Annotated in this window: 13 protein-coding genes and 1 pseudogene; 2 read left to right on the plus strand and 12 right to left on the minus strand. The window is 71.7% G+C overall.

The genetic code is table 11. The features are described 5' to 3' along the window. Window positions 1-37: 37 nt before the first annotated feature. The 12 genes from trmB to D3272_RS07820 all read right to left on the minus strand — a co-directional run bounded on the left by trmB (window position 38) and on the right by D3272_RS07820 (window position 11,338). Window positions 38-772 carry a tRNA (guanine(46)-N(7))-methyltransferase TrmB gene (gene trmB / locus D3272_RS07765; RefSeq protein WP_428977965.1) on the minus strand — a complete coding sequence of 245 codons (735 nt, stop codon included), beginning with the start codon at window positions 770-772 and terminating at the stop codon, window positions 38-40. Then, window positions 756-1,946 (minus strand): methionine adenosyltransferase, encoded by a 1,191-nt coding sequence (gene metK / locus D3272_RS07770; RefSeq protein WP_129218587.1) that lies wholly within the window; start codon window positions 1,944-1,946, stop codon window positions 756-758. Before metK ends, trmB begins: the two co-directional genes overlap by 17 nt. A gap of 202 nt (window positions 1,947-2,148) precedes the next feature. After that, a complete protein-coding gene (locus tag D3272_RS07775) occupies window positions 2,149-2,613 on the minus strand; it encodes a helix-turn-helix domain-containing protein (RefSeq protein ID WP_129218588.1) in 465 nt (154 codons plus the stop codon). A gap of 103 nt (window positions 2,614-2,716) precedes the next feature. After that, entirely contained in the window at window positions 2,717-4,444 is a 1,728-nt protein-coding gene (lnt, locus tag D3272_RS07780) for an apolipoprotein N-acyltransferase (RefSeq protein WP_245496436.1), read from the minus strand. Between the two features lie 150 nt (window positions 4,445-4,594). After that, window positions 4,595-5,566 carry a hemolysin family protein gene (locus tag D3272_RS07785; protein ID WP_129218589.1) on the minus strand — a complete coding sequence of 324 codons (972 nt, stop codon included), beginning with the start codon at window positions 5,564-5,566 and terminating at the stop codon, window positions 4,595-4,597. Then, complete coding sequence (gene ybeY / locus D3272_RS07790) at window positions 5,563-6,066, minus strand: rRNA maturation RNase YbeY (protein ID WP_129218590.1); 504 nt, start codon at window positions 6,064-6,066, stop codon at window positions 5,563-5,565. Before ybeY ends, D3272_RS07785 begins: the two co-directional genes overlap by 4 nt. After that, the gene (locus D3272_RS07795; RefSeq protein WP_129218591.1) at window positions 6,063-7,172 is read right to left on the minus strand and encodes a PhoH family protein; all 1,110 of its coding nucleotides are present in this window, start codon (window positions 7,170-7,172) and stop codon (window positions 6,063-6,065) included. The genes ybeY and D3272_RS07795 overlap by 4 nt, the downstream gene beginning before the upstream one ends. Further along, window positions 7,169-8,728, minus strand: coding sequence for a tRNA (N6-isopentenyl adenosine(37)-C2)-methylthiotransferase MiaB (gene miaB / locus D3272_RS07800; RefSeq protein ID WP_129218592.1), 1,560 nt, complete (start codon window positions 8,726-8,728; stop codon window positions 7,169-7,171). The genes D3272_RS07795 and miaB overlap by 4 nt, the downstream gene beginning before the upstream one ends. 144 nt (window positions 8,729-8,872) lie before the next feature. Further along, window positions 8,873-9,349 (minus strand): GNAT family N-acetyltransferase, encoded by a 477-nt coding sequence (locus D3272_RS07805; protein WP_165361269.1) that lies wholly within the window; start codon window positions 9,347-9,349, stop codon window positions 8,873-8,875. 10 nt (window positions 9,350-9,359) lie between these two features. Further along, window positions 9,360-10,058: a tRNA (adenosine(37)-N6)-threonylcarbamoyltransferase complex dimerization subunit type 1 TsaB gene (tsaB, locus tag D3272_RS07810; RefSeq protein ID WP_129218594.1), complete on the minus strand. Its 699-nt coding sequence runs from the start codon at window positions 10,056-10,058 to the stop codon at window positions 9,360-9,362. A gap of 102 nt (window positions 10,059-10,160) precedes the next feature. Then, window positions 10,161-10,730: a NifU family protein gene (locus tag D3272_RS07815; RefSeq protein WP_129218595.1), complete on the minus strand. Its 570-nt coding sequence runs from the start codon at window positions 10,728-10,730 to the stop codon at window positions 10,161-10,163. A 113-nt stretch (window positions 10,731-10,843) separates the two neighbouring features. Then, a complete protein-coding gene (locus D3272_RS07820; protein WP_129218596.1) occupies window positions 10,844-11,338 on the minus strand; it encodes a DoxX family membrane protein in 495 nt (164 codons plus the stop codon). Between the two features lie 293 nt (window positions 11,339-11,631). Here D3272_RS07820 and D3272_RS07825 point away from each other — a divergent pair, with 293 nt between their 5' ends. Together D3272_RS07825 and D3272_RS07830 are read left to right on the plus strand one after the other, a co-directional pair. Beyond that, a complete protein-coding gene (locus D3272_RS07825) occupies window positions 11,632-11,892 on the plus strand; it encodes a type II toxin-antitoxin system Phd/YefM family antitoxin (RefSeq protein ID WP_129218597.1) in 261 nt (86 codons plus the stop codon). Continuing rightward, window positions 11,889-12,266, plus strand: a pseudogene (locus D3272_RS07830) (type II toxin-antitoxin system VapC family toxin); the annotation flags it as partial. The gene D3272_RS07825 and the pseudogene D3272_RS07830, both read left to right, overlap by 4 nt. Window positions 12,267-12,316 lie beyond the last annotated feature (50 nt).

The following is a 12,316-nucleotide window of genomic DNA, read 5'->3' on the forward strand; positions in this document are numbered from 1 at the left end:
GCGGCGTCGGTCCCCGGGGCGCCCGGCCCGGGAGCCGTCACCCCCGCCGGAAGGTGAAATAGGCCGGCGGCCGGCCCTCGCGGATGGCCTTCTGCTCGTAGCGGGTGGAGGGCCAACCCGGGAAGGGGCGCCGCCAGTCGTCGGCCTCGCCCGCCTCCCAGGTGAAGTCCGTCGAGCGCAGGATGCGGGCCAGCACCCAGCCGGCGTAATCGTCGATGTCGGTGGCGAAGCGCAGGGGCGCGCCGGGCTTCAGCGCCCGGGCCAGGCGGTCGAGGTTGCCCTCGGACAGGAAGCGCCGCTTGCGTTGGCGGCGTTTCGGCCAGGGGTCGGGATAGAAGACGTCGGCGCCGTCGAGGCAGGCTGGCGGCAAGGCGTCGAGAAGCTCGCCGGCATCGCCCGGATGCAGGCGGATGTTGGCGAGGTCGAGCGCGTCGATGCGCTCCACCAGCTTGGCGACGCCGTTGAGGAAGGGCTCGCATCCGATGAAGCCGACGTCGGGAAAACGCCCGGCCTCGGTGGCCAGGTGCTCGCCGCCGCCGAAGCCCACCTCGAGCCGGAGGCCCGCCAAGGGGGCGGGGAACAGGGCGGCGGGGTCCGACAGCGCGGCGAGCGGGATCTCGAGGCTCGGCAGGTCGCGCGCCATGCGGGCGCGCTGGTCCTTGCGCAGCGGCCGGCCGGCGCGGCGCCCATGCAGCACGCCGGCGCGGTGCCGGCCCTCGGGGAGGTCCGGCGCCGCGTCCGGCACCGTCACGCGTTCAGGCGAAATGGCCACGCAGCGTCTCGGCGAGGTCCGTGGCTTCCCAGGAGAAGCCGCCGTCCGCGTCGGGTGCCCGGCCAAAATGACCGTAGGAGGAGGTGCGGGCGTAGATCGGCTTGTTAAGCTTCAGGTGCTCGCGGATGCCGCGCGGCGACAGGCGCATCACCTGCATCAGCACGGTTTCGAGCTTGGCGGCGTCGACCTGGCCGGTGCCGTGCAAGTCGGCGTAGATCGACAGCGGCTCGGCGACGCCGATGGCGTAGGAGAGCTGCAGCGTGCAGCGGTCGGCGAGGCCCGCCGCCACGACGTTCTTGGCGAGGTAGCGCGCCGCATAGGCGGCCGAGCGGTCGACCTTGGTGGGGTCCTTGCCCGAGAAGGCACCGCCGCCGTGCGGGGCGGCGCCGCCGTAGGTGTCGACGATGATCTTCCGGCCCGTCAGGCCGCAGTCGCCGTCCGGCCCGCCGATGAAGAACTTGCCGGTGGGGTTCACGTGCCACACCGTGTCGCCGTTCACCCAGCCGTCCGGCAGGGCCGCGAGGATGTAGGGCTCGACGAGGGTGCGGATGTCGTTCGACGTCAGGTGCTCGTCGGTGTGCTGGTGCGACAGCACGATCTGAGTCACGCCGACCGGCACGCCGTCTTCGTAGCGCACCGTCACCTGGCTCTTGGCGTCGGGCCCGAGGCGTGTTTCGCGGCCCGAGCGGCGGGCGTCCGACAGGCCGTGCAGCAGCCGATGGGCGTAATAGATCGGCGCCGGCATCAGCTCCGGCGTTTCCCGGCAGGCGTAGCCGAACATGATGCCCTGGTCGCCCGCGCCCTCTTCCTTGTTGCCGGCCTGGTCGACGCCGACCGCGATGTCGGCCGACTGGGCGTGCAGCAGGATCTCGATCTTGGCGGTCTCGTGGTGGAAGCCGTCCTGCTCGTAGCCGATGTCGCGGATGGCGGCGCGGGCCGCGGCCTCGATGGCCTCGGGGGCGATGGCGGGGCCGCGCACCTCGCCGGCGATGACGACCCGGTTGGTCGTGGCGAGCGTCTCGCAGGCGACGCGGATCTGGTAGGGGTCGAGGCCGGCCTTCGCACCCTCCCGGAAGAACAGGTCGACGACCTCGTCGGAGATCCGGTCGCAGACCTTGTCGGGATGTCCCTCGGAAACGGACTCGCTGGTGAAAAGGTAGTTCGGACGGGCCACGCCACGCCTCCTCGTTGAGTCGAACGGAGCCCGGGCCGGCCGATGCCGCAGCCCTGTCAGACGCTCGAAAAGCTTCGATGACTGCCTGTTAAACGCCGGGCGTTCGTTTCGTCAAGCGAAAGAAGCCATTTCGTTCGGTAAACAGAACGACGGTGGCATGACCGTCACGTCGCTGCCGCCCTCCGGGCGGCCCCCGCGCCGCTCAACCGACCATGTCGTGGTCTTCGCGCTCGCTCGCGTCGGCGGCCAGGGCGTGGGGTGCCGGGGCAGCCTCGTCGGCCAGCGCCGTGACGAGGTCGATGATCTTCTTGCGCACGCGCGGCTCCCTGATGCGCACGAAGGCCTTGTTGAGCAGCAGCCCTTCCGCCGTGGACAGGAAGTCGACGACGAAACCCGCCCCCTCCTCGGCGAAGCTGGCCTCGCCCGGCGCACCTTCGGAGACGGGCATGTCCTCGAAGAAGAAGGCCGGGGGCACGCTGAGCACGCCGGCGATCTGCTGCAGGCGGCTCGCCCCGATGCGGTTCGTGCCCTTCTCGTATTTCTGGACCTGCTGGAACGTGAGCCCCAAAGCACCGCCGAGCCGCTCCTGGCTCATCCCGATCAGCACACGGCGCATCCGGACCCGGCTCCCGACGTGCTTGTCGATGGGATTGGGCAGCTTCTTCACGGGTTGTTCCTCGGACAAGTGTCTCACCTCAAGATCGCAGGGCCGGGCCGTTCCGGGCAGTGTCGAGCGCCCAAACGTGGGCGGCCCACCTCGCTGACAAGCTTCACGCGCGCCGCCGTCCGATCCCGTATCGCATGTTAAAAATGTGGGTCAACAACAGAGAAGCTACGATGATGGGAATGAACTTATTTATCTCAGAGAAAATGGTGGGCGCGACAGTTTTCGGCAAAAAACCGTCCAGAACGCCAGCTTCACCTAGCGGCAGCTCCTCTAAAATGCGGCCATATGGGTCGATGATCGCGGATATGCCGGTATTGGCGGCCCGGATCAGCGGCAAACCTTGCTCGATGGCCCGTAGCCGGGCTTGGGCCAGGTGTTGGTAGGGGCCGGCCGTGTGTCCGAACCAGCCATCGTCGGAAACATTGAGGATGACACCTTCGTCCAGCCGCGCCTCTTCTGGTGGCAGGATGCCGCCCGAGAAGATGGCCTCGTAGCAGACGGCCGGCACGACCGGGGGGAGGCCGGGCACATGGAGCAGGCGGTGGCGCTGACCGGGCGTGAAACCGCCGGGGATCGGGACGAACTGCGAGATCCCCAGGCGCTCCATCACGGCCATGAAGGGCGTGTATTCGCCGAACGGCACGAGGTGCACCTTGTCGTAGGTGTCGCCGACCGCCCCGCCGCCGTCAGGGCCGGGTTGCCGGCCGATCACCTGGATGGCGTTGAAGTAGCGCGGCGGATGGGTGGCGGAGCCCGGCGTGCCGTCGACGCGCGCCGCCCCCGTCACCAGCACGCCGTCCTTCCCCAGGGCGCGGGCGATGGCGTCCATGGCGTCGGGATCGCGCGACAGGATGAAGGGGAAGGGCGATTCGGGCCAGATCAGATGGGTGACGTCCGCCAGCCCGCCGGTCTCGTCCGAGGTCGCCCGGTCCGACAGCGCGAGGTACTTGTGCAGCAACGCGTCCCTGTTCTCGTAGGTGAAGCTGCCGTCGCCGAAGACGTCGGGCTGCATGATGCGCAACTTGACGCCCGGCACGGCGCCGACATGGCCCTGCTCGAGCCGAAGCGCGCCGAAGCCCGCGAGCCCCGCCAGGGCGGCGGCGGCCAGCACGGTCGGCAGCAGCACCACCCGTCCGGGCGTGCCGTCCGCGGCGGTGGCGCGCCGGTCGGCCAGCGTGGCGGGCGTGGCGAAGATCAGCACCGTCAGGGCCGTCAGCCCGTGCAGCCCGACGATGGCGGCGCCCTGGGCGAGGACGAGATCGGTGCCGAGCGCCATGCCGAGGTCGTTCCACGGAAAGCCGGTGAACAGCACGCCGCGCAGGAGTTCGGTGATCAGCAGGGCCAATGCCAGGACCGCGACCCTCCCGGTCCCCGCCATCCAGCCGGCCCGCGCCACCGCGAAGGCGAGCCCCATATAGACGGCCAGGACGGCCGGCAGGCCGAGCACGCCGAAGGGCATCAGCCAGGCGGTCTTGTCCGCATCGACCAGGAAGGCGGCCCCGAGCCAATAGAGGCCCGCCACGAAATAGCCCAAACCCCACCACCATCCCGCGCCGAAGGCACAGCGCAGCGTGGGCCACAGGTGGCGGCGCGCGCCGGACCGCGACAGCGTCGCCCGGTCCGACCCGTCGATCAGCCAGACCGCGACGGTCAGCGAGGGGACCATGGCGGGGAAGAAGCCGACCGGCGCCATGGCGAGCGCCCCGCAGGCTCCCGCGAGGAACGCCAGGACGGCGCGGCTCCAGCCCGTGGCCAGGACGATCCTGTGGCTCAACGGCGAAGTGCCGGCGGGGGACGTCGGTCGGGGCAGGGCGGCGCTTTCCATCGGCATGGCGGTGCTCATAAAGCCTGTTCGGCTCACGTTAAAGCGGAGCTTGGACCCGGCCCGGTGAGGTCGCCGGCCGTGCCGCTTCGCACCGTCCCGGCGGCGTCACGGACGGCACCGGCGGCCCGCCGCCCCCCCGCGTGGGAGCGGACGGGCTCAGGCCGGGTCGGGTCGCGGGCCGGCCTCGGCCCCGTCCTGCGGCGCGTCCGGCGCCGGTTCCGCCGCGGCCGGCGCCACCGGCCGAATGCGCAGGCGCTTCACGCGGCGCGGATCGGCGTCCAGGATTTCGAAGTCGAAATCCGGGTGCCCGGAAACGACCTCGCCCCGCATCGGCAGGCGACCGCAGAGGCTGGTGACGAGGCCGCCGATCGTGTCGATCTCCTCGGCATCGTCGCCCGCCGTGAGGTCGACCCTCACCATGGCGGAAACGTCGTCGAGCGCCGCGCGGCCGTCGGCCAGGAAGGTGCCGTCCGTCCCGGCCTCGATCAGCGGCGCCTCGTCCTCGTCGTGCTCGTCCTCGATGTCGCCGACGATCATCTCGACGATGTCCTCGATGGTGACGAGCCCGTCGGTGCCGCCGTATTCGTCGATGACCAGCGCCATGTGGGTGCGCGACGCCTGCATCTTCACGAGCAGGTCCAGCGCCTGCATCGAGGGCGGCACGAAGAGCACCGTGCGGGTCACGTCGGCGCCCGCCACCGGCCGTTCCAGCGCCCCGGCCTCGCCCGACGCCAGGATCTCGACGAAATCACGGATGTGGATCATGCCGCGCGGATCGTCGAGCGTGTCGCCGTGCACCGGCAGGCGCGAGTGGCCGGCCTCGCGGAACACGCCCAGCACCTCGCCCAGCGTCATGTTGGAGCCCACCGCGACGACGTCGGCACGGGGCACCATGATGTCCACGACCCGCAGGTCGTGCAGGCCCAGGACGTTGCGCATCATGGCGCGCTCCTGGGGCGAGAAGACGCTGTCGGCGCCGGTGTCCTCGAGCGCGTCCTCGATGTCGTCGCGGATCGAGGGCGCGCCCAGCCCGAAGACGGCGCGGACGCGGTCGAACAGGGTCGGCCCGGCCGGCGGCGCCGCGGCCTTGGCGCGCCGGGCGGCCGCGTCGCGGTCGTTGTCCCTCATGGCATCGTCCCCACGCCGTCGGCCGCCTCCGGCACCGTGCCGGCATAGGGGTCCGGCAGGCCGAGCCGGGCCATGGCGCGGCGCTCGAGCTCCTCCATGGCTTCGGCCTCGGCGGCGTCCTCGTGGTCCTCGCCCAGGAGGTGGAGCGTGCCGTGGATGACGAGGTGGCTCACGTGGTCGGCGATCGTCTTGCCGTCGGCCTCGGCTTCGCGGCGCACCGTGCCGTAGGCCACCGCGATGTCGCCGAGCATCACCTCGGCGCCGGGCCCCTCGGTCGGGAAGGACAGGACGTTGGTGGGCTTGTCCTGGCCGCGCCACTGCCGGTTCAGGCCCTGGATGGTGGCGTCGTCGCAGAACAGCACGGACAGTTCGGCGGCGTCGTCCGGCGCGATGCCGGCCTCGGCCAGCGCGGCCTCGACCGCCCGCCCGACGAGGGTCTGCAGGTCGCCGAGCGCCGTCCAGGACGGGTCTTCGACGGCGAGATCGACGGAAAGACTCATCGGTTCGGCTTCTGGGCCTCCCTGGCCTCCTGGGCGTCGCGCGAAGCTTTGTCGTAGGCCTGCACGATGCGCCGCACGAGGTCGTGGCGCACCACGTCGCCCTCGCGGAACTTGACGTGGCCGACGCCTTCGACGCCGGACAGCAGGTTCACGGCTTCCGTCAGGCCGGACTTCTGCCCGGGCGGCAGATCGGTCTGGCTCGGGTCGCCGTTGATGATCATGCGCGAGCCTTCGCCGAGGCGGGTCAGCATCATCTTCATCTGCATCGACGTGGTGTTCTGCGCCTCGTCGAGCAGGACCACGGCGTTGGACAGAGTGCGGCCGCGCATGAAGGCGAGCGGCGCCACCTCGATGATGCCGGTCTGCATGCCGCGCTCCACCGTGCGGGCGTCCATGAACTCGTTGAGGGCGTCGTAGATGGGGCGCAGGTAGGGGTCGATCTTCTCGCGCATGTCGCCCGGCAGGAAGCCCAGGCGTTCGCCCGCCTCGACGGCGGGGCGCGACAGGATCAGCCGCTCCACGGCGCCGCGCTCCAGCAGCGACACGGCATGGCCCACCGCCAGCCAGGTCTTGCCGGTGCCGGCCGGCCCCTCGGCGAAGACGAGCTCGTATTTCTTCAGCGCGCGCAGGTACAGGTCCTGCGCGACGGTGCGGGCCTTGACGGCGCCGCGCTTGCGCGTGCGGATCTCGTCGAAGACCAGCCGCTCGTTGACGGCCTCCTTGGGGAAGAGCGAGGCCTGCAGGGCCCCCTCCTCGATGGCGCCGTCGACGTCGCCGGGCGTGATGGATTCGCCGCCCTGCACGCGCCCGTAGAGCGCTTCCAGCACCCGCCGGGCGTGGTCGCAGGCCTCGGGCGTGCCCTTCAGCACGATGTGGTTGCCGTTGGCATTGGCGACGACGTTGAGCCGGCGCTCGAGCTTGGCGATGTTCTGGTCGTATTGGCCCAGCACCAGCGAGGTCAGCCGGTTGTCGCCGAAGGCCAGGGTGACCTCCGTGCGCTCCGTCGCGCCGCCGAGCCCGTCGGCCGGCAGCCCGTCGGGGCCGAGTGCGGGCAGGCCGGCATCGCGGATGGAACGGCGCTGGGGCGTGCGATCGGGCGACTTCATGATGCCAGCCGCTCCGCGACGGGGGATGGGGAGAGGCCGGCGGGGGCGCCGGAGGCGAAGGAGGTGCCGGCGTGGGCGCCGGAGTCGAAGAGGGCGCCGGCGCGGTCGCCGGCATCGGCCAATCGGCCCGAAAGCGAGTTCGGGCCGACGGTGAGGATCTCGACCGGCCGCACCGTGCCGACGAGGTCCGGCGCGCCCTCGACGTGGACGGCCTGGAGGTAGGGCGTGCGGCCGCCGACCTGGCCGGGATGGCGGCCGGGCTTGTCGAACAGCACGTCGAGCGTGCGGCCCACGCAGGCGCGGTTGAAGGCCTGCCTCTGCTCCTCCAGCAGCGCCTGGAGGCGGTGGAGACGCTCGCGCATCACGGGCTCGGGCACCTGGCCGGGGAGGTCGGCGCCGGGCGTGCCGGGCCGTGGCGAATATTTGAACGAGAAGGTCGAGGCGAAGCCGACGCGCCGCACCAGCGCCAGCGTATCCTCGAAATCGCGCTCGGTCTCGCCCGGGAAGCCGACGATGAAGTCCGACGACAGGGCGATGTCGGGCCGGGCGGCGCGGATCTCCCCGACCAGCGCCAGATAGGCGGCGGCATCGTGCCGGCGGTTCATGGCGTGCAGGATGCGGTCCGAACCCGATTGCACGGGCAGGTGCAGGAAGGGCATCAGGGCGCCGAGGTCGCGGTGCGCCGCCACCAGTGCCGGCTCCATGTCGTTCGGGTGGCTCGTCGTGTAGCGGATGCGGGCGAGGCCCGGGATCACGGCGAGCCTTTGCGCGAGCCGCGCCAGCGTCCAGCCGGCGCCCGCGGCATCCACCCCGTGATAGGCGTTGACGTTCTGGCCGAGCAGCGTCACCTCCCGCACCCCGGCGTCGACCAGCGTGACAACCTCGGCCAGCACGGCTTCGGGCGGCCGCGACGTTTCGGCCCCGCGCGTGTAGGGGACGACGCAGAACGAGCAGAACTTGTCGCAGCCTTCCTGAACGGTGACGAAGGCCGAAACCCCGCGGGCCTGCGTCCGGGCCCGCGACGGCGCCGCCAGGTGGTCGAACTTGCTTTCGAGCGGGAAGTCGGTGTCGACGACCCCGCCGCCCGCGCGCGCCCGGCGCACGAGGTCGGGCAGACGGTGATAGCTCTGCGGGCCGACCACGAGGTCCACGGCGCGCTGGCGGCGGATGATCTCGGCGCCTTCGGCCTGGGCCACGCAGCCCGCCACCGCCAGGGTGACGGGGCGGCCCGCCGCCTCCTTCATCTCGCGGATCTTGCCGAGCTCGGAATAGATCTTCTCGGCGGCGCGCTCGCGGATGTGGCAGGTGTTCAGCACCACGAGGTCGGCCTCCTCCAGCGTGGCGGTTTCGGCGTAACCTTCGGGCGCCAGCACGTCGGCCATGCGGGCCGCGTCATAGGCGTTCATCTGGCAGCCGAAGGACTTGATGAAGAGCTTCAGCGGACGGGCCTCGCCCGCCCCCGCCGGACTGCCTGGCTGCGGGCCGGGCCGGGCCCCTGGGCCCGCGCCTTGGGCCGCGTCGGGGTGGGCGAACGTCTGAACAGGTGTGTCCGTCATGATCTCGCGATGGGGCCGAGGCGGTGGCGCCAGAGTTCATATTAAGCGTTTTCCGCGCCGTTACGACCGAAATCCCGGCACGCGACCCGAAAAAGCGCGGTGCACGGCGCCGCAGCCACGCCCCGCCGGGCGGGCGGAGCCGCGTCAGCCGACGGCGCGGCGCAGGATCAGCGCGGTGGCGGGGGCGCTGCCGGCCTGGCGGTAATAGCCCTGGCGGCGACCGACCTCGGCGAAGCCGAGCCCGGCATAGAGCCGGCGCGCCGGCGCGTTGTCCTCGCCGACCTCGAGGAACAGCGACCTCACCCCATAGCGCGACAGCGTCTCGATGTTGGCCTGCATCAGGCGCCCGGCCACGCCCTGCCGGCGGCTCGCCGGGTCGACCACGATGGTCAGGACCTCGGCCTCGTCGGCGGCGCGGCGCGACAGGATGAAGCCCAGCACCCGGCGCGGGTCCCGGGTGTCGACGGCGGCATGGCCGAACGAGGTTTCGGCGCCGATCAGGCGTTCGAAATCGAGCGCGTCCCAGGGGTGGGGAAACCCGGTGGCGTGGAGCCGCGCGCAGTCGGCCGCCCGGTCGCCGTGGAGCACCGCCACGTGGTTGGGCCGGGTCCATCCGAACATGGCGCGCTCCTCAGGACGCCGGCGCGGCCGGGGCCGCAAGGAGGCCGCTGGGCCGCGGCGGCGTGGCATCGGGCGCCTTGAGATAGAGCGGGCGTGCGATGGCGCTCTCGGGATCGGCCAGCAGGCCGAGCCGGGCGACGAAGTCGATGTCGGGCAGGGCGTGGAAGCCCTCGGTGTCGGCCGTGACGCCGAGCGCGAAGGCGGCGCGCGCCACCGCGGGGCCGCCGGAGCCGATGAGCCGCAGGGGTCCCTGGCCGAGGGCGCGGGCCGCTTCGGTGGCGGACAGCAGCGCCGGGCCCATCAGGGTTTCGCCGCGTGACCCGAAGCTTTGAACGAAGACGTTGCCGTGGCGCGCATCGATCGCCGCCACGATGGGGGGGCGGGCCCCGACCGCGATGGCGGGGGCGGCGAGGGCGGCCAGCGTCGACACGCCCACCACCGGCACCCGGCAGGCGAGGCCGAAGGCCCGGGCCGCCGCGACGCCGATGCGGATGCCCGTGAAGGATCCCGGCCCGATCGTCACGGCCACGCGGGTCACGGCCGCGAAGCCGCCGGGGACGCGGGCGACGACGCGGTCGACGAGGGGCAGCAGGGCTTCGGCATGCCCCGCCACCATGAACAGCGTTTCGGCCGCGACCGGCACGGTCTGGCCCGGGGCCAGCAGGCAGGCCGACGTCGCCGCCAATGCCGTATCGATCGCCAGGATCACCGCCGCACCGCCCCGTCGCGGCCGCTCTGCAGCGGCCACGGGACGTGACGGCGATGCGGCCGGTTGATGTCGCCCGTGTGACGGGCTCCTCCGTCCGGCCTATCAGATCTGTTCGACGGCGTGAACTTCCGGCACGAAATGCTTCAACAGATTCTGGATGCCGCTCTTCAGCGTCGCCGTCGAGGACGGGCAGCCCGCGCAGGCGCCCTTCATCTTCAGGTAGACGATGCCGTCGCGGAAGCCCTTGAAGGTGATGTCGCCGCCGTCTCCGGCCACGGCCGGGCGCACGCGCGTCTCGATGAGGTCCTTGATGGTGTCGACCGTGTCGGTGTCGGCGTCGTCGAAGAACTCGTCGCCGTCCGCGCCATAGGCGGCGGGGGCGGCGTGGCCGGCCTCGAGCAGGGGGGCGCCGGAGGTGAAGTGTTCCATGATGGCGCCGAGGATCGCGGGCTTCATCTGGGCCCAATCGCCGCCCGCCTTGGTGACCGACAGGAAATCGGCGCCGAAGAACACGCCCGACACGCCCTCGATCGAGAACAGCGCCTGGGCCAGCGGCGAGCGCTCGGCGCCGGCGGCGTCGCGCATGTCCAGCGTCCCCTCGGCCATCACCGGGCGGCCGGGCAGGAACTTCAGGGTGGCGGGGTTGGGGGTCGGCTCGGTTTCGATGAACATGGATGATCCTCCAGCCGGTTCAAAGCCGGCCTCAGATGGGTGAGATGGGGACGCGCCCCGCCCGCTTATAGGGCCGGGACCGTCCCCGCGTCACGCGCCGCGCGGACCGGGCTTCAGCGGAAGGCCGTGTAGCGGGCCCGCGGCGGGATCTGCGCCTTGCGGGCGGGGTTCGGCGCCGGCCGGCGCTGCACGGGCGGGGCGGGCCTGGGCGGGCGCGGGCGATGCTCCAGCGCCACCGTCATGAGGCCGCCGACGAGGCCGAAGTTCTTCAGGAACTCCCACAGGTGCTCGCGACCCTCGCTCTTCCCGTCCTGCACCATCAGGTCGTCGTAGGTCCAGAACTGGTGATAGAGCAGGGCGGTGGCGGCGCAGAACCCGGCCAGCACCACGGCGGCCTCGCGGTCGCGCTTCTCCATCACGATCATCAGCGGCGCGATGGTCTCGACCGCGATGCCGAGGTCGAGCAGCAGGGCCGGGTCGGGCAGGGGGCCGGACGAGGCCTGCTGCAGGGCCTGCTGGCGGTTGACGATCTTGTCGAGCGCGCTCGGCGGGAAGAGGCACACGAGGCTGACGCGCGTCAGCGTCCGGAGAAAGGGGTTGCGGATCATGCTGGCTCCTGCACATCGCGGGGGACGGGCGCCCCGGCGGGTTCGGAACGGGCCGGGTCCCGGTTCGGATCCGGGGGCGCGGCGCCCAGCCGGGGCACGTCGCGCCGGCGAGACGCGATCGGCCGTTCCGCACCCGGCCCCGCGCCCCCGGCGGCGTGGGCCGGATCCAGGGCCGGATCCCGGCCCAGGGCTGGGATCGGCCGACGCGGTCCATGGCGTGATGGGGCATTGAGGCGGATCGCTCGACGGTCTGTCTCGGGTCTGCCGACACGACCGTATGGCGAGGGCTGGACATGCAGGTTTCCGTCACGGATGCGAAGGCCCAGCTGACCGATCTCGTCCGCCGGGCCGAGGCGGGCGACGAGGTCGTCCTGACGCGCCATGGCCGCCCGGCGGTGCGGCTGGTGCCGGTCCCGTCGATGCGGGGAGCCGTCGAGCGGCGGGCGCTGAGGGAAGAGTTGCGCCGGCTCGGGTCCGCAAAGGCGGCGGCCGCCTCCGCCTCCGCTGCCCGCAGCCAGGACGACCTCTACGGCGATGATGGGCTGCCGCGATGATGGCGGTGGACACCTCGGCGCTGATGGCCATCTTGCTCGATGAGCCACAGGCAGAGGCCTGCATGGACGCCCTGGAGACCGCCGGAGCGCCGGCGACCTCGGCTGGGACAATGGCCGAGGCGTTGGTCGTGGCGGACCGGCGCAGTCTCGGTCAGGAGATGCGCCGGCTGCTCGATGGGCTCGCGTTCGAAGTCGAAAGCGTGACGGCACTGTAGGCTCGGCGGGTCGCCGATGCCTATGCGCGCTGGGGCAAGGGTGTGGATCCAGCGAGTCTCAACTTCGGCGATTGCTTCGCCTATGCACTCGCCAGTGGGCGCGATGCACCGCTCCTGTACGTCGGTACCGACTTCGCCGGGACCGATGTTCAGCCGGCGCTGCGGCCAGTTCACGTATGCGCAGGCCCGCCAGCCTGCGGATCGGCGCG

It is taken from the genome of Lichenibacterium ramalinae (genome assembly GCF_004137085.1).
In the GTDB taxonomy this organism is placed as follows: Bacteria; Pseudomonadota; Alphaproteobacteria; order Rhizobiales; family Beijerinckiaceae; genus Lichenihabitans; species Lichenihabitans ramalinae.